Source organism: Oceanibaculum nanhaiense (assembly GCF_002148795.1).
Taxonomy (GTDB): domain Bacteria; phylum Pseudomonadota; class Alphaproteobacteria; order Oceanibaculales; family Oceanibaculaceae; genus Oceanibaculum; species Oceanibaculum nanhaiense.
Genome location: NZ_MPOB01000009.1, coordinates 1 through 14,985 on the forward strand (window position 1 = coordinate 1; position 14,985 = coordinate 14,985).

Annotated in this window: 15 protein-coding genes; 11 read left to right on the forward strand and 4 right to left on the reverse strand. The window is 64.6% G+C overall.

What is annotated here, in order from left to right; genetic code table 11:
- Nucleotides 1–165 precede the first annotated feature (165 nt).
- The 7 genes from BKM74_RS14705 (at nucleotide 166) to BKM74_RS14735 (ending at nucleotide 7,648) form a co-directional block, all read left to right on the forward strand.
- Nucleotides 166–579 (forward strand): FtsB family cell division protein, encoded by a 414-nt coding sequence (locus BKM74_RS14705; protein WP_086466473.1) that lies wholly within the window; start codon nucleotides 166–168, stop codon nucleotides 577–579.
- Between the two features lie 234 nt (nucleotides 580–813).
- The gene (pdhA, locus tag BKM74_RS14710; protein WP_086466474.1) at nucleotides 814–1,881 is read left to right on the forward strand and encodes a pyruvate dehydrogenase (acetyl-transferring) E1 component subunit alpha; all 1,068 of its coding nucleotides are present in this window, start codon (nucleotides 814–816) and stop codon (nucleotides 1,879–1,881) included.
- A 67-nt stretch (nucleotides 1,882–1,948) separates the two neighbouring features.
- Nucleotides 1,949–3,331: a pyruvate dehydrogenase complex E1 component subunit beta gene (locus BKM74_RS14715; RefSeq protein WP_086466475.1), complete on the forward strand. Its 1,383-nt coding sequence runs from the start codon at nucleotides 1,949–1,951 to the stop codon at nucleotides 3,329–3,331.
- A gap of 40 nt (nucleotides 3,332–3,371) precedes the next feature.
- Nucleotides 3,372–4,712: a pyruvate dehydrogenase complex dihydrolipoamide acetyltransferase gene (locus BKM74_RS14720; RefSeq protein ID WP_086466476.1), complete on the forward strand. Its 1,341-nt coding sequence runs from the start codon at nucleotides 3,372–3,374 to the stop codon at nucleotides 4,710–4,712.
- A 22-nt stretch (nucleotides 4,713–4,734) separates the two neighbouring features.
- The gene (gene lpdA / locus BKM74_RS14725; protein ID WP_086466477.1) at nucleotides 4,735–6,150 is read left to right on the forward strand and encodes a dihydrolipoyl dehydrogenase; all 1,416 of its coding nucleotides are present in this window, start codon (nucleotides 4,735–4,737) and stop codon (nucleotides 6,148–6,150) included.
- A 30-nt stretch (nucleotides 6,151–6,180) separates the two neighbouring features.
- Nucleotides 6,181–7,152, forward strand: a complete 972-nt coding sequence (lipA, locus tag BKM74_RS14730; RefSeq protein WP_086466478.1) for a lipoyl synthase — start codon at nucleotides 6,181–6,183, stop codon at nucleotides 7,150–7,152.
- Nucleotides 7,153–7,162: 10 nt separating this feature from the next.
- Nucleotides 7,163–7,648: a type II toxin-antitoxin system RatA family toxin gene (locus tag BKM74_RS14735; RefSeq protein WP_086466479.1), complete on the forward strand. Its 486-nt coding sequence runs from the start codon at nucleotides 7,163–7,165 to the stop codon at nucleotides 7,646–7,648.
- Nucleotide 7,649: 1 nt separating this feature from the next.
- Here BKM74_RS14735 and BKM74_RS14740 read toward each other — a convergent pair whose 3' ends face one another.
- From BKM74_RS14740 to BKM74_RS14755, 4 genes are read right to left on the reverse strand one after another with little or no spacing between them, the layout of a single operon-like run.
- Nucleotides 7,650–8,165 carry a CinA family protein gene (locus BKM74_RS14740; RefSeq protein ID WP_086466480.1) on the reverse strand — a complete coding sequence of 172 codons (516 nt, stop codon included), beginning with the start codon at nucleotides 8,163–8,165 and terminating at the stop codon, nucleotides 7,650–7,652.
- Nucleotides 8,166–8,170: 5 nt separating this feature from the next.
- A complete protein-coding gene (locus BKM74_RS14745) occupies nucleotides 8,171–8,632 on the reverse strand; it encodes a phosphatidylglycerophosphatase A family protein (protein WP_086466481.1) in 462 nt (153 codons plus the stop codon).
- The gene (locus tag BKM74_RS14750) at nucleotides 8,629–9,786 is read right to left on the reverse strand and encodes a bifunctional 2-C-methyl-D-erythritol 4-phosphate cytidylyltransferase/2-C-methyl-D-erythritol 2,4-cyclodiphosphate synthase (RefSeq protein WP_086466482.1); all 1,158 of its coding nucleotides are present in this window, start codon (nucleotides 9,784–9,786) and stop codon (nucleotides 8,629–8,631) included. The genes BKM74_RS14745 and BKM74_RS14750 overlap by 4 nt, the downstream gene beginning before the upstream one ends.
- Nucleotides 9,787–9,835: 49 nt before the next feature.
- On the reverse strand, nucleotides 9,836–10,147 hold the full coding sequence (locus BKM74_RS14755) for a hypothetical protein (RefSeq protein WP_086466483.1): 312 nt from the start codon (nucleotides 10,145–10,147) through the stop codon (nucleotides 9,836–9,838).
- Nucleotides 10,148–10,405: 258 nt separating this feature from the next.
- Here BKM74_RS14755 and BKM74_RS14760 point away from each other — a divergent pair, with 258 nt between their 5' ends.
- The 4 genes from BKM74_RS14760 (at nucleotide 10,406) to ntrC (ending at nucleotide 14,952) form a co-directional block, all read left to right on the forward strand.
- On the forward strand, nucleotides 10,406–11,206 hold the full coding sequence (locus BKM74_RS14760) for a cytochrome C assembly family protein (RefSeq protein ID WP_086466484.1): 801 nt from the start codon (nucleotides 10,406–10,408) through the stop codon (nucleotides 11,204–11,206).
- A 106-nt stretch (nucleotides 11,207–11,312) separates the two neighbouring features.
- A complete protein-coding gene (dusB, locus tag BKM74_RS14765) occupies nucleotides 11,313–12,326 on the forward strand; it encodes a tRNA dihydrouridine synthase DusB (protein ID WP_086466485.1) in 1,014 nt (337 codons plus the stop codon).
- Nucleotides 12,326–13,492: a two-component system sensor histidine kinase NtrB gene (locus BKM74_RS14770; RefSeq protein ID WP_086466486.1), complete on the forward strand. Its 1,167-nt coding sequence runs from the start codon at nucleotides 12,326–12,328 to the stop codon at nucleotides 13,490–13,492. The genes dusB and BKM74_RS14770 overlap by 1 nt, the downstream gene beginning before the upstream one ends.
- Entirely contained in the window at nucleotides 13,492–14,952 is a 1,461-nt protein-coding gene (ntrC, locus tag BKM74_RS14775; RefSeq protein ID WP_086466487.1) for a nitrogen regulation protein NR(I), read from the forward strand. Before BKM74_RS14770 ends, ntrC begins: the two co-directional genes overlap by 1 nt.
- Nucleotides 14,953–14,985: the final 33 nt, after the last annotated feature.

Sequence of the window (14,985 nt, forward strand, 5' to 3'; positions counted from 1 at the left end):
ATCACAGCCGATTCCAGCCCCGCAAGCCGGAATCGCCAACCGACTCTGTCGACTCACAAACTCCCCGGACGGACACTGAGTCATTTCCGCAACAGGTTGATTCTTCTTAGCGAATCGATCCGGTTGCGCTTGACGGCATTGGAGTCGCTGTGATTCCATCGAGCCATGGACGCCATTCGTGAAATACGCCGCCGCGCGCGACATGCTGTAGGCCCGGTCTGCGGGGCGCTGCTGCTGGGCTATTTCGTCTATCACGCGGTGCAGGGCGAGCGCGGGCTGCTGGCCTGGCGCCAGGTTGATCAGCAGATTGCCGGGGCCGAGGCGACATTGGCCGAGGTGCAAACCGTTCATGAACGGCTGGCGCGCAAGGTGTCCCTGCTGGAACCCACCAGCATTGACCCTGATATGCTGGATGAGCGGGCCAGGATCATGCTGAATCTTGTCCATGCCGATGAGCTGGTGGTTTTTGCTGCGTCTGCGAACGGTTTTTCTGTTACGCCAGACTTGCCGCCAGCCCCAGACTTTCGCGCTGCAAAATCGATGGTCGCACAGGCGCCTGCCATCGCAAAAGCTGATTAACTGAATTTCAGTTAATTCACGATTTTTTCAATATTTTCAATTTATTAAGACGCCCTTGATCGCATCGGGGGATTGCACTATTTCTTGCCCAGGTTCTGGGGGCGCCGATCAAGCAATTAGGCTTGCCGGCAATTTCTCCTATATACTGGATGGTGATGGTTAATGGCTGTGATGCAGCCGGCCACCATCCAACGCATGAGCGCGATCATATGAGCGCGACTGAAGGGAGGCGTTATGGCTAGTACCAGCAGCAAAACCGGAACAAAAAGTGCTGCCAACCGCAGCACAGCCAGCCGCACGGCGACGAAAGCCAAGAGCACGCCGGCCAAAGGCGCGCCAAAGGCGTCGCTCGACGAGCTGAAGCATCATTACCGCGAAATGCTGCTGATCCGCCGTTTCGAGGAGAAAGCGGGCCAGCTTTACGGCATGGGCCTGATCGGCGGCTTCTGCCATCTCTATATCGGCCAGGAGGCCGTGGTGGTTGGCATGCAGGCCGCCATTGAGGATGGCGATTCGGTCGTCACCTCCTACCGCGACCACGGTCACATGCTGGCAACCGGTATGGAATCGCGCGGCGTGATGGCGGAGCTGACCGGCCGCAGCGGCGGCTATTCGCGCGGCAAGGGCGGCTCCATGCACATGTTCAGCCGCGAGAAGAATTTCTATGGCGGGCACGGCATCGTCGGTGCCCAGGTGCCGATCGGCACCGGCATCGCCTTCGCCAACCAGTATGAAGAGAATGACCGGGTCTGCCTCACCTATCTGGGCGATGGCGCGGTCAATCAGGGCCAGGTCTATGAGAGTTTCAACATGGCCGCCCTGTGGAAGCTGCCGGTCATCTACATCATCGAGAACAACCAGTATGGCATGGGCACCTCGGTGCAGCGCGCCGCCGCCGGACCTGACCTCGCGCATCGCGGCCATGCCTACGGCATTCCCGGCGAAGTCGTGGACGGCATGAATGTGCTGACCGTGAAGGAGGCCGGCGAGAAGGCCGTGGCCCATGCCCGCGCCGGCAAGGGGCCGTACATACTGGAGATGAAGACCTACCGCTATCGCGGCCACTCCATGTCCGATCCGGCCAAGTACCGGACCAAGGAGGAGGTCAACAAGATGCGGCAGGAACGCGACCCCATCGACAATGTGCGCAAGATGCTGCTCGACGCCGGCGCGGCCGAGGATGATCTGAAAATCATCGACCGCGAGGTGAAGGACATCGTGACCGACGCCACCGATTTTGCACAGACCAGCCCGGAGCCCGATCCGTCCGAACTGTGGACCGACGTGCTGGTCGGGTCCTGAACGCAATCCGAAGCTACACTCTGCGGCCGGCGATCAAGGCGCTGCCGCGAAACAGGTGAGGGATATCATGCCCATCGAGGTTCTGATGCCGGCGCTGTCGCCGACCATGACGGAAGGCAAACTGGCCAGCTGGCTGAAAAAAGAAGGCGATGCGGTCAAGGCCGGCGACGTGCTGGCCGAGATCGAGACCGACAAGGCGACCATGGAGGTTGAGGCGGTCGATGAGGGCACGCTCGGCAAGATCCTGGTCGAGGCGGGCACTGACGGGGTGGCGGTGAATACCCCCATCGCGATGCTGCTGGAGGAAGGCGAATCGGCCGAGGACGCAAAGGCTGCCCCCGCGCCGAAATCCGCCCCTGGGCCCGAGGCGAAGCAGGAGGCCCCCAAGGAAGAAGCCAAGGCACCGGCCGCGCCGGCCCAGCCGAAGGCCGCCGTGCCGGCCAGCGACGAGGATCGCTTTTTCGCCAATACCAGGACCCAGACCGTCCGCGAGGCGCTGCGCGACGCGATGGCCGAAGAGATGCGGCTCGACAAGAAGGTGTTCCTGCTGGGCGAGGAAGTCGCCCAGTATCAGGGCGCCTACAAGGTCAGCCAGGGGCTGCTGGACGAATTCGGCGCCAAGCGCGTCATCGATACGCCGATCACCGAGCAGGGCTTTGCTGGCCTAGCCACCGGTGCCGCCTTCAAGAAGCTGCGCCCGATCGTCGAGTTCATGACCTTCAACTTCGCCATGCAGGCGATTGACCAGATCATCAACTCGGCGGCCAAGACGCTCTACATGTCGGGCGGCCAGATGGGCTGCCCCATCGTGTTCCGCGGGCCGAACGGTGCAGCGTCGCGCGTCGCCGCGCAGCACAGCCAGTGCTATGCCTCCTGGTATGCGCATTGTCCGGGCCTGAAAGTGGTGTCTCCCTGGTCGGCAGCAGACGCCAAGGGCCTGCTGAAATCGGCGATTCGCGACGATAATCCGGTCATCTTCCTGGAGAACGAGCTGCTCTACGGCCAGAGCTTCGAGGTGCCGGAATCGGAAGAGTTTGTCGTGCCCATCGGTCGCGCCAAGGTGGTGCGCGCGGGCTCAGACGTGACCATCACCGCCTTCTCGATCATGGTCGGCCGGGCGCTTGAGGCGGCCGAGAAGCTGGCCGAGATCGGCATCGAGGCGGAGGTCATCGATCTGCGCACCATCCGGCCGCTGGATACCGAGACCATCATCAATTCGGTGAAGAAGACCAACCGTCTCGTTACCTGCGAGGAAGGCTGGCCCTATGCCGGCATCGGGTCCGAGCTGGCGGCGCTGATGATGGAGGAATGCTTCGACCATCTGGACGCGCCGGTGAGGCGGGTTAGTGGTGCCGATGTGCCGCTGCCCTATGCCGCTAATCTGGAAAAGCTGGCGCTGCCGCAGGCAGAGCATATCACCGAGGCGGCCAAGGCCGTCTGCTATCGCTGAGCCAGCCCACGATAACGCCGGACGCTAAAGGGGAAACACCATGCCGATCAAGGTTCTCATGCCGGCCCTGTCGCCGACCATGACAGAGGGTACGCTCGCCAAATGGCTGAAGAAGGAGGGCGACAGCGTCGCCTCCGGTGACGTCATTGCCGAGATCGAGACCGACAAGGCCACGATGGAGGTCGAGTCGGCCGATGAGGGCGTGCTCGGCAAGATTGTCGTGACGGACGGGACCGAGGGCGTGCCGGTGAACGAGATCATAGGCTGGCTGCTGGAGGAGGGCGAGGACGCCTCCGCCATCGACGCGGCGGGCGACGCCAAGCCGGCGCCGAAGCCGGAAGCCCCCAAGGAAGAGCCGAAGCCCGAGGCCCCTAAGGAAGCCCCAAAGACGGAAGCGCCCAAGGAAGCTCCGAAGGAGCCGGCGAAGCCTGCTGCTGCTTCCGGTGACAAGGGCGACCGCATCTTCGCCAGCCCGCTGGCCCGCCGCATGGCGGAGCAGGCCGGCCTTGATCTCGGCTCTGTGAGCGGTTCCGGGCCGAATGGCCGCATCGTGAAGGCCGATATCGAGTCCGCGCTGTCGAAGGGCACTGGCAAGGAGGCGGGCAAGGCCGCTGCGCCCGCACCGCAGGCCGCTGCCGCGCCATCTGGTGGGGCAGCACTGCCGCAGAGCCAGCCGGACGTGCCGGGCCTGCCCTCCTATACCGAGGTGCCGAACAGCTCCATGCGCAAGGTCATCGCCAAGCGCCTGATGGAGTCGAAGCTGACCGCGCCGCATTTCTACCTGACCATCGATTGCGAGATCGACAGGCTGCTCGCCGTGCGCAAGGAGCTGAACGAGAAGGCCGGCGACAGCGGCTACAAGCTGTCGGTCAACGATCTCATCATCCGCGCCAGCGCGCTGGCGCTGAAGAAGGTCCCGGCGGCCAACGCCACCTGGACCGAAAGCGCTATCCGCATCTACGACCAGGTCGATATCTCGGTCGCCGTCGCCATCGATGACGGGCTGATCACCCCGGTGATCCGCGATGCCGGCTCCAAGGGGCTGATCGAGATTTCCGCCGAGATGAAGGATCTGGCAAAGCGGGCGCGTGATCGCAAGCTGAAGCCCGAGGAATTCCAGGGCGGCACTTTCTCGATCTCCAACCTCGGCATGTTCGGCATCAAGGATTTCGCCGCCGTCATCAACCCGCCGCAGGGCGCCATCCTGGCGGTCGGTGCGGGCGAGCAGCGGCCGGTGGTGAAGGACGGCGCGCTGGCCATCGCCACGGTGATGAGCTGCACCCTGTCGGTCGATCACCGCGTGGTCGATGGCGCGGTCGGGGCGGAGTTCCTCTCCGTCTTCAAGAAGCTGATCGAAGACCCGATGACGATGCTGCTGTAAGGTGGCAGGAAGGGAGACCGACATGGCCGATACCTCATTCGACCTCATCGTCGTCGGCGGCGGGCCGGGCGGCTACGTCGCCGCCATCCGCGCGGCGCAGCTTGGCATGAAGACGGCGCTGGTCGAGCGTGAGCATCTGGGCGGCATCTGCCTGAACTGGGGCTGCATCCCGACCAAGGCGCTGCTGCGCTCCTCCGAGGTCAAGCACATGCTCGACCATCTGGGCGATTACGGCTTCTCCGCCAAGGATATCAGCTTCGACGTGAAGAAGGTGGTGGAGCGCTCCCGCAAGGTGGCGGCGCAGCTTTCCGGCGGCGTGAAGCACCTGTTGAAGAAGAACAAGGTCACCGTGTTCGACGGTTCGGCGAAGCTCGACGGCACCGCCGGCGGGCAGCGCAAGATCGCCGTGACCGGCAAGGACGGCAAGAAGACCGCCGACCTGACCGCGAAGAATGTGATTCTGGCCACCGGCGCGCGGGCGCGTTCCCTGCCGGGGCTGGAAGCGGACGGCAAGCTGGTCTGGACCTACAAGGAAGCGATGGTGCCGGAGACCATGCCGAAATCGCTGCTGGTCGTCGGCTCGGGCGCCATCGGCATCGAATTCGCCAGCTTCTACAAGGATATGGGTGCGGAGGTCACGGTCGTCGAAGTGATGGACCGTATTCTGCCGGTGGAGGATGAGGAAATCTCCGCCTTCGCCCGCAAGGCGCTGGAAAAGCAGGGCATGAAGATCATCACCTCGGCCGGGGTGGAGGCGCTGAAGAAGGGCCAGAACAACGTCACCGCGACCATCAAGGCCGGCGGTAAGACCAGCGACATCACGGTGGACCGGGTGATCCTGGCCGTCGGCATCGTCGGCAATGTCGAGAATCTGGGCCTCGACGGCACCAAGGTGAAGGTGGAGAAGACGCATATCGTCACCGACCCCTACAGCGCCACCGGCGAGCCGGGTGTCTATGCCATCGGCGATCTGACCGGCCCGCCCTGGCTGGCGCACAAGGCCAGCCATGAGGGCGTGATCTGTGTCGAGAAGATCGCCGGGCTGAAAGATGTCCACCCGCTGGATACCGCGAACATCCCCGGCTGCACCTATTGCCGTCCGCAGGTCGCCAGCGTCGGCATGACCGAGGCCAAGGCGAAGGCGGCGGGCCACGAGGTGAAGGTCGGGCGCTTCCCCTTCATGGGCAATGGCAAGGCCATCGCGCTGGGTGAACCCGAGGGTCTGGTGAAGACCGTGTTCGACGCCAAGACCGGTGAATTGCTGGGTGCGCATATGATCGGCGCGGAAGTGACCGAGCTGATCCAGGGCTATACCATCGCCCGCACGCTGGAGAGTACGGAGGCGGAGCTGATGCACACCGTCTTCCCGCATCCGACGCTGTCCGAGATGATGCACGAATCCGTGCTTGACGCTTACGGCCGGGTTATCCACTTCTAGGGTCTGGCTCCGAAATAAGGATATAGCCTCATGAGTTCCGTGGAGGTGAAACCGGTGGTCCGCCATCCGGAAAAGGCCCACCGTCCGGACAATCCCGTGCAGCGCCGCAAGCCGGAATGGCTGCGCGTGAAGGCGCCGGTCTCGAAGGAGTACAACGAGACACGGCAGCTGATGCGCACGCTCAACCTCGTGACCGTGTGCGAGGAAGCGGCCTGCCCGAATATCGGCGAATGCTGGAAGAAGAAGCACGCCACCTTCATGATCCTGGGCAGCGTGTGCACCCGCGCCTGCGCCTTCTGCAACGTCGCCACCGGCATGCCGGACAAGCTGGACCCGCATGAGCCCGACAATATTGCGGTGGCGGTCGGCAAGCTGGGGCTGGAGCATGTCGTCATCACCTCGGTGGACCGCGACGATCTGCCGGATGGGGGGGCGGCGCATTTCGCGCGCGTCATCCAGCGGCTGCGCGAGGAAGCGCCGGGCACCACCATCGAGATTCTGACGCCGGACTTCCTGCGCAAGGAGGGCGCGCTGGAGGTGGTGGTCGCGGCCAAGCCGGACGTGTTCAACCACAATCTGGAAACCGTGCCGCGGCTCTACCCGTCGATCCGGCCCGGTGCCCGCTATTTCCACTCGCTGCGCCTGCTCGACCGGGTGAAGGAACTGGACCCGTCGATCTTCACCAAGTCCGGCATCATGGTCGGCCTCGGTGAGACGGCGGAGGAGGTGGCGCAGGTGATGGACGATCTGCGCAGCGCCGATGTCGATTTCATCACCATCGGCCAGTATCTGCAGCCGACGCCGAAGCATGCGGCGGTGGACCGCTTCGTCACGCCGGACGAGTTCAAGGCCTATGAGCGCAAGGCTTATTCCAAGGGCTTCCTGATGGTCTCGGCCTCGCCGCTGACACGCTCCTCGCATCATGCCGGCGATGATTTCCAGCGCCTGCGCGCGGCGCGCGAGGCGAAGCTGACGGCCCAGGCCGTTCCCGCCGCCGAGTAGCCGAGCCTCAATGCCGACACACGCGGAACAGCGCGTCCTGCCCTACGCGCCGCAGAAGCTTTTCGATCTGGTCGCGGATGTGGAGCGCTATCCGGAATTCCTGCCCTGGTGCCTGGGCGCGCGCATCCGCAAGCGCGAGCCGGCGCTGCTGGTCGCCGACCTGATCATCGGTTTCAAGATGGTGCGGGAACGCTTCACCTCGCGCGTGGCGCTCGACCAGCCGGGCATGCGGATTGACGTCACCTATACGGAAGGCCCGTTCAAGTATCTGAACAATCACTGGATTTTCCTGCCGGCCGAAGGCGCGGGCGAGGGCGGCGGCGAGGGTTGCCTCATCGACTTCTATGTCGATTTCGAGTTCCGCTCGGTCTTGCTGCAGAAGATGATGTCGGTGCTGTTCAACGAGGCGGTCCGGCGCATGGTCGGCGCTTTCGAGACTCGCGCCCATGCGCTCTATGGCGAGGCGGCGGGGCCTGCAAACCCTTCAGCCGACTGATTCAGGGCGCTTCAGGTTTTCTTTCCCTCGGTCGAACCGCCGCGTCGATCATCGCCAGCGCCTTCTCCACCGTGGCCCGGCGCACCGCACTGCGGTCGCCGGGGAAGACTTCGTGATGGGCGGCGGTCTCCGCACCCGTGCGGGCGACGGCGAAATGAACCAGCCCGACCGGCTTCGTGGCTGTGCCGCCGCCGGGGCCGGCAACGCCGGTGACGGCGACCGCGATATCGGCGCGGGACCGGGCCAGCGCGCCCTCGGCCATGGCGCGGGCAACCGCCTCGCTGACCGCGCCTTGCTGGGCGATCAGCGCCGGATCGACACCCAGCATCTCCGCCTTCGCCTCGTTGGAATAGGTGACGAAGCCGCGATCCACCACGGCGGAGGAACCGGCGATCTCGGTCAGCGTGCCGGCGATCAGCCCGCCGGTGCAGGATTCCGCCGTGGCGAGCATGAAACCTGCTTTCTTGCAGCGGTCCAGCAGGGCGGCGGCCTGGGCCTGAAGATCGGCGGGAAGCATCGCAGTCACCAGAAGAAATGGACGATCAGGGCGGCGACCATCATGCCATAAAGCCCTGCCAGCACGTCATCCGCCATGATGCCAAAGCCGCCGGTCAGTTTTCTGTCGGCGAGTGAGACCGGCCAGGGCTTGGCGATGTCGAACAGCCGGAACAGCGCGAAACCGATGGCATAGGCCAGCGGGTCGAGCGGCAGCACGGCCAATACCATCCATTGTCCCACCACCTCGTCGATGACGGCGGATCCGGGGTCCTTGCGGCCGATCCCTCCGGCATAGGCGGCACTCGCCCAGCAGCCGATGGGGAACAGCAGCGCAGCCGCCGCCAGCAGCGTCAGCGGGCCGAACTGATCCGCGATCAGCCAGGCGAGGGGCAGGGCGGCCAGCGATCCCCAGGTGCCCGGTGCCTTCGGGATACGCCCGACCCAGAACCAGGTGGCCAGGATATAGGCCGGGTGAAACGGACTCATGTGCGCGGCAGTTCGACGGTTGCCATGGCCTGCGCGGCGATGCCCTCGCGCCGGCCGGTGAAACCCAGTTGCTCGGTTGTGGTCGCCTTCACGCTGACCCGGTCTGCGGCGAGGCCAAGAATCTCCGCGATCCGTGCGGTCATGGCTTCCCGGTATGGACCGACCTTGGGGCGCTCGCAGATCAGCGTCACATCGACATGGACAATCCGCCCGCCCTTTGCCGCCACCAGCTCGGCCGCATGGGCAAGAAACCGGTCGGAGGAGGCGCCCTTCCATTGCGGGTCGCTTGGCGGGAAATGCTGGCCGATATCGCCGGCGGCGATGCAGCCCAGCAGCGCATCGGTCAGTGCGTGCAGTCCGACATCGGCGTCGGAATGGCCCTCCAGCCCGCGCTCATGCGGCACGGCGACGCCGCACAGTATCACATGGTCGCCGGCGTTGGCGAAGCGGTGCACGTCGAAGCCGCCGGCGCTGCGGGTCTCGAAGGCAGCACCCAGAAGGGTTTCGGCGCGCATCAGGTCCTCCGCCGTGGTGATCTTGAAATTCTTCTCGGTGCCCGGCACCAGCGCGACCGTCTGGCCTGCCGCCTCCAGCAGCGATGCATCGTCGGTCAGCTCCTGCCCGGCCAGTGCTCGGTGCGCCGCCAGTATATCGGCAAAGCGGAAGCCCTGCGGCGTCTGCGCGCGATACAGGCCGCCGCGCGGCACCGTCGCGGCGATTCGGGCGCCCTCGGCGCGCTTCAGCGTGTCGGCGACGGCAAGGGCGGGGATGGCGCCGGGATGCTCCTTCAGCGCCGCCAGAACGGCGTCGATGGTCGCGGGGGCGGTGAAGGGCCGGGCGGCGTCCTGGATCAGCACCAGATCGGGTGCAGCTGCGGAGAGCGCTTCCAGACCCAGCCGCACGCTGTCCTGCCGCGTCGCCCCGCCGGCAATCGGCTCGCCAAGGCTGAGATCGCCCACTGCCTGATCGTAGAGATTGCGGTCGTCGGGATGAATGACCACGCGCACAGCATCGATGCCGGGATGTGCCAGGAACCGCGCCACCGTATGGCGCAGCACCGGTTGCCCGGCCAGCGGCAGATATTGCTTTGGCAGGCTGCCGCCGAGGCGGTGGCCGCGTCCGGCGGCGACAATGAGGGCGATGGTCTTCGACATGCGCCGGAGCCTATGCCGGCGCGGCCGGAATTTCCACCGCGATGCGCTGTCAGACTGCCACGTCTACGATCATACCGGTCTTCTTCTCCGCCGTTTCCTTGACCTTCTCCAGGATCGTCTCGCGGATCTTTTCTTCGATCTTGGCGCGCTCCTGCGCGTCCATGTTGCGCAATTCCTCTTCCGTCACGCCAAGCTCGCCGAGAATCATCTCGCGCATGCGCTCGGCTGGCGATTTGTTCATATAGTTGAGGAATTCGTCCTGGGCCGACGTCTTCCCGATTTGCGCGGACGGGCTCGACGCCGCAGAGGACGCGCCGCCGACAGGAGGGGTATAGGGGGCGCCGATACCGGAAACAGACATGAGAAATTTCCTTCCAGTCGATTGACCTGTCGGGGAAGGCGCAAATGTCATGCCCGCAGAGTATCCTTCTAACTATTTGACTTTATTATAAGTGCCTTTGATGCCCGGATGGTCATTCCTGCCCATCGGCAGAATTTGCCGGGTAGAATCTTCCACACGTAACCGCGCAGTCCGATAATTTCTGCGCTGCGGAAAATGATATTTTGCGAATCGTTCGCAGCACTATATATTCCTCATCAGACAGGATATAAGGCGCACATGCCGACTTCCGTGATTCTCAGTCTTTCCGCTCTGTTGTCGATGCTTCCGGCGTCGCTGCTGCCCTTTGGCCAGGCGGCGGGCAGGGAGCGGCTGTTCTGGCTGCTGCTGGTGCCTGCCATTGTCGGCCCGACGGCCTGGGTGGTGGTGCAGATGTACGGACGCTGGTACGCGGATTTGTCCGGCGCGCTGTGGGTCACCGTGGCCGCGACCATGGTGCTGTTCGCCGGCCTGTCGCTGATCGTGCCTGCCAGCCGGCGCCTGGCGCCGCTGTTGCTGCCCTATCTGGTGTTGCTGGGCGTGCTGGCCACCGTGCTGCGGCCGATCGAGGCCGGGCCGTTTCCGGGAACCGTGCCGGGCCTCTGGACCCAGGCGCATATCGTGATGTCGGTCATGGCCTATGCGCTACTGACCCTGTCGGCGGTCTCCGGCTTCGCGGTGTTCCTGCAGGAGCGCGCGCTGAAGCGCAAGCAGCCGACGAAGCTGACCCGGCTGCTGCCCGCCGTGGCGGAAGGCGAGCGGCTGCAGATCGGCCTGCTCGTTCTGGCGGAAATCCTGCTTGGCCTCGGCGTTGCCACCGGCATGGCGGTGAACTGGACCAAGGGCGGCGGCGTGCTGGCGCTGGACCATAAGAGTATCCTGTCGATCATCGCCTTCGCCGTCGTGCTGGCCCTGCTGCTGGCGCACTGGCTGACCGGGCTGCGCGGTCGCATGGCGGCCCGCCTGGTGCTGATTGCCTTCCTGTTGCTGACCCTGGCCTATCCGGGCGTGAAATTCGTCGCCGATATTCTTCTCGGCTAACGCACGACAATCTGTATGCAGGTCGCGTGATTCACGCGCTTGTCATCCGGATTTGTTCGGTGTAGCGTTGCCCAAAGTTTGGGCACGAAAGGAAGATGCCTAAAATATGAGCGTATCAATCGGACCGATTACCCTGGACTCGCCGGTGATTCTGGCACCCATGTCGGGTGTCACCGACCAGCCGTTCCGCCGCATCGTCCGGCGTTTCGGTGCCGGGCTCGTGGTTTCCGAGATGATCGCCAGCGCCGCCATGGTGCAGCAGGCGCGCAAGGAAATCCGCAAAATGTCGGAGGATTACAGCACGGATTATCCGTTGTCGGTGCAGCTTGCCGGTTGCGAACCCGCGCTGATGGCCGACGCGGCGAAGCTGAATGCCGGCCGGGGCGCGGCCATCATCGACATCAATATGGGCTGCCCGGTGAAGAAGGTGACCGGCGGACAGCAGGCCGGCTCGGCGCTGATGCGCGATCTCGCTCATGCCGCGGCGCTGATCGAGGCGACGGTGAAGGCCGTCGATATCCCGGTCACGCTGAAGATGCGCACCGGCTGGGACGATGACAGCCGCAACGCGCCGGAGCTCGCAAGGATCGCAGAGGATCTCGGCGTGCGCATGGTGACGGTGCATGGTCGTACCCGCTGCCAGTTCTATACCGGCCGTGCCGACTGGTCCTATGTGCGCGCGGTGAAGCAGGCCGTCTCCATCCCGGTGATCGTGAATGGCGACGTGACCAGTGAGGAAGAGGCCGCCGAGGCGCTGCGCCTGTCCGGCGCCGACGGGGTGATGATCGGGCGCGGCAGCTATGGCCGGCCCTGGTTCCCCTCCCAGGTGGCGCATTATCTGCGCACCGGCGAGAAACTGCCGGACCCGCCCCTGCCGGTGGTTCTGGAAACCGTGCGGGATCATTGGGAGGCGATGCAGCGCCATTACGGCCCGCAGCTGGGCTGCCGCATCGCCCGCAAGCATATCGGCTGGTACAGCCGCTGCCTGCCTGGTTCCGCCGCGTTCCGCCAGCAGGTCAACAACACCACCGATTCGGACGAGGTGCGTTCCGCGATGGAAAGTTATTTCGCCGCCGTCATGGACGGGCAGGCAGGCAATACAGTTCGGGAGGCCGCCTGATGGCGAAGATTAGCGCGCCGCTGAAGCTGCTGGGCAGGGGGCGGCGCCCGGCACGCCTCGACGAATCGGCGATCCTGCTGGCGCTGGCAAGTCCGGTTCTGGTGGTCGATGCGGACAATCAGATCGTTTATGTGAATGATGCGACCGAGCAGTTTTTCCGGCTCAGCGCCAACCAGCTCGTCGATCATCGGCTCGCCGACTTCATTCCGGCGGACAGCCCGCTTTTCTCCCTGCTGTCTCAGGTCAGGGCGCATGGCAACAGCATGTCGGATCATGGCGTGACGCTGGAGACGCCGCGCATCGGTACCCGCGACGTGACGATCGAGGTGGCGAGCATCGCGGATTACGAGGGGCAGGTGGCGATCTGTATCCATGAACGCTCGGTGGCGCTGCAATTCCATCAGCAGCTGACCTTCCGCGGTGCGGCGCGCTCCGTCACCGCTATGGCGGCAATGCTGGCGCATGAGGTGAAAAATCCGCTGTCCGGCATTCGCGGCGCGGCGCAGCTGCTTGAGCAAAGCGTGCAGGACCCCGGCGATCAGGAACTGACCACGCTGATCCGCGACGAGACCGACCGTATCTGTGCGCTGGTGGACCGGATGGAAGTGTTCTCCGATGAGCGGCCGATGCCGCGCGGCCCGGTGAATATTCATCTGGTGCTGGATCATGTGCGCAAGGTCGCCAAGACCGGCTTCGCCCGGCAGCACCGGTTTATCGAACAGTATGACCCCTCGCTGCCGGCGGTGCTCGGTAACCGCGACCTGCTGATTCAGATATTCCTGAATCTGGTGAAGAACGCCTCGGAGGCCTTGCCGGAGGAGGGCGGGGAAATCACCCTCAGCACCGCCTACAAGCATGGCATCCGGCTGGCTGTGCCGGGCACGCGCAGCAGCTTCGACCTGCCGCTCGTGATCAGCGTCACCGATAACGGGTCCGGCATCCCCGACGAGTTGCGGCAGAACCTGTTCGACCCGTTCGTCACCACCAAGCAGAATGGCAGCGGCCTCGGGCTGGCGCTGGTCGCCAAGATCGTCGGCGATCATGGCGGCATCATCGAGGTCGACAGCCAGCCCAGGCGCACCACCCTGCGCGTCATGCTGCCAATGGCGCCGGAGGAGATGGGCAGCGATCCGGTGGCGCGGATGCTGCCGGCGGAGGCCGAGTGATGGCGCCGGCACGGACCCAGACCATTCTGGTTGCTGACGATGATCGCGCGATAAGAACAGTTCTGCATCAAGCGCTTGCACGCGCCGGCTATGATGTGAAGGTAACCGGAACGGCAGCCGCGCTTTGGCGCTGGGTCGAGGCGGGCGAGGGCGATCTGGTACTGACCGATGTGGTGATGCCGGACGAGAACGGCCTCGACCTCATCCCCCGTATCAAGCGCCAGCGGCCCGATCTGCGCATCGTGGTGATGAGCGCGCAGAACACGCTGCTGACCGCGGTGAAAGCGACCGAGCGCGGCGCGTTCGAGTATCTCGCCAAGCCGTTCGATCTGAAGCAGCTCATCAATGTGGTGCAGCGCGCGCTGCTGTCGCCGAAGGAAACGCCGCCGCCGGTCATCGAGCAGCCGGAGGAGAGCGACGACACACTGCCGCTGATCGGCCGTTCGCCGGCGATGCAGGAAATCTACCGTGTGCTGGCGCGGCTCATGGGCACCGACCTTACGGTTATGATCCATGGCGAGTCCGGCACCGGCAAGGAACTGGTGGCTCGTGCCCTGCACGATTACGGCAAACGCCGCAGCGGCCCGTTCGTGGCGATCAACATGGCCGCGATCCCGCGCGAACTGATCGAGAGCGAGCTGTTCGGCCACGAAAAGGGCGCCTTCACCGGCGCCACCCAACGGTCCACCGGCCGGTTCGAGCAGGCCCAGGGCGGCACACTGTTCCTCGACGAGATCGGCGACATGCCGCTGGACGCCCAGACCAGGCTGCTGCGCGTTCTGCAGGAAGGCGAATACACCACGGTCGGCGGCCGCACCCCGATCAAGGCCGATGTGCGGATCATCGCCGCGACCCACCGCGATCTGCGCCAGCTTATCCGTCAGGGCCTGTTCCGTGAGGATCTGTTCTATCGCCTGAATGTCGTGCCCATCCGCCTGCCGCCGCTGCGCGAGCGCAAGGAGGACGTGCCGGCCCTGGTCCGGCATTTCCTGGCCGAGGCGCATAGCGAGGGATTGCCGCGCAAGAGCATCGAACCGGCGGCGCTCGACCGGCTGAAGAGCTATTCCTGGCCGGGCAATGTCCGTGAGCTGGAAAATATGGTCCGCCGTCTGGCCGTGCTCTATTCGCAGGACGAGATCACCGCCGATGTGGTGAATGAGGAACTGGCCGAGGCCGAGGAGCCACAGCCGGCACTGGAGGTCGGCGGCGAGGGCGAAAGCCTGGGATCGGCCGTGGAGCGGCATCTGAAGAGCTTCTTTTCCGCGCATGCCGATGGCATGCCTGGCTCCGGCCTTTACGATCTCGTGCTGCGTGAAGTCGAGCGCCCGCTGATCTCGCTCAGCCTGTCGGCGACCCGCGGCAATCAGATCAAGGCGGCGGAGCTTCTGGGGCTGAACCGGAACACCCTGCGCAAGAAAATCCGCGAATTGGACATCAGGGTGACGCGCGGCCTAAAATAGCGCCCCTAAACGCGTGATCCGGAAACGCAAGGC

Coding starts and splice junctions, on each gene's coding strand:
- BKM74_RS14705 (WP_086466473.1), top strand. CDS start 166: ATGGACGCCATTCGTGAAATACGCCGCCGCGCGCGACATGCTGTAGGC.
- pdhA (WP_086466474.1), top strand. CDS start 814: ATGGCTAGTACCAGCAGCAAAACCGGAACAAAAAGTGCTGCCAACCGC.
- BKM74_RS14715 (WP_086466475.1), top strand. CDS start 1,949: ATGCCCATCGAGGTTCTGATGCCGGCGCTGTCGCCGACCATGACGGAA.
- BKM74_RS14720 (WP_086466476.1), top strand. CDS start 3,372: ATGCCGATCAAGGTTCTCATGCCGGCCCTGTCGCCGACCATGACAGAG.
- lpdA (WP_086466477.1), top strand. CDS start 4,735: ATGGCCGATACCTCATTCGACCTCATCGTCGTCGGCGGCGGGCCGGGC.
- lipA (WP_086466478.1), top strand. CDS start 6,181: ATGAGTTCCGTGGAGGTGAAACCGGTGGTCCGCCATCCGGAAAAGGCC.
- BKM74_RS14735 (WP_086466479.1), top strand. CDS start 7,163: ATGCCGACACACGCGGAACAGCGCGTCCTGCCCTACGCGCCGCAGAAG.
- BKM74_RS14740 (WP_086466480.1), bottom strand. CDS start 8,165: ATGCTTCCCGCCGATCTTCAGGCCCAGGCCGCCGCCCTGCTGGACCGC.
- BKM74_RS14745 (WP_086466481.1), bottom strand. CDS start 8,632: ATGAGTCCGTTTCACCCGGCCTATATCCTGGCCACCTGGTTCTGGGTC.
- BKM74_RS14750 (WP_086466482.1), bottom strand. CDS start 9,786: ATGTCGAAGACCATCGCCCTCATTGTCGCCGCCGGACGCGGCCACCGC.
- BKM74_RS14755 (WP_086466483.1), bottom strand. CDS start 10,147: ATGTCTGTTTCCGGTATCGGCGCCCCCTATACCCCTCCTGTCGGCGGC.
- BKM74_RS14760 (WP_086466484.1), top strand. CDS start 10,406: ATGCCGACTTCCGTGATTCTCAGTCTTTCCGCTCTGTTGTCGATGCTT.
- dusB (WP_086466485.1), top strand. CDS start 11,313: ATGAGCGTATCAATCGGACCGATTACCCTGGACTCGCCGGTGATTCTG.
- BKM74_RS14770 (WP_086466486.1), top strand. CDS start 12,326: ATGGCGAAGATTAGCGCGCCGCTGAAGCTGCTGGGCAGGGGGCGGCGC.
- ntrC (WP_086466487.1), top strand. CDS start 13,492: ATGGCGCCGGCACGGACCCAGACCATTCTGGTTGCTGACGATGATCGC.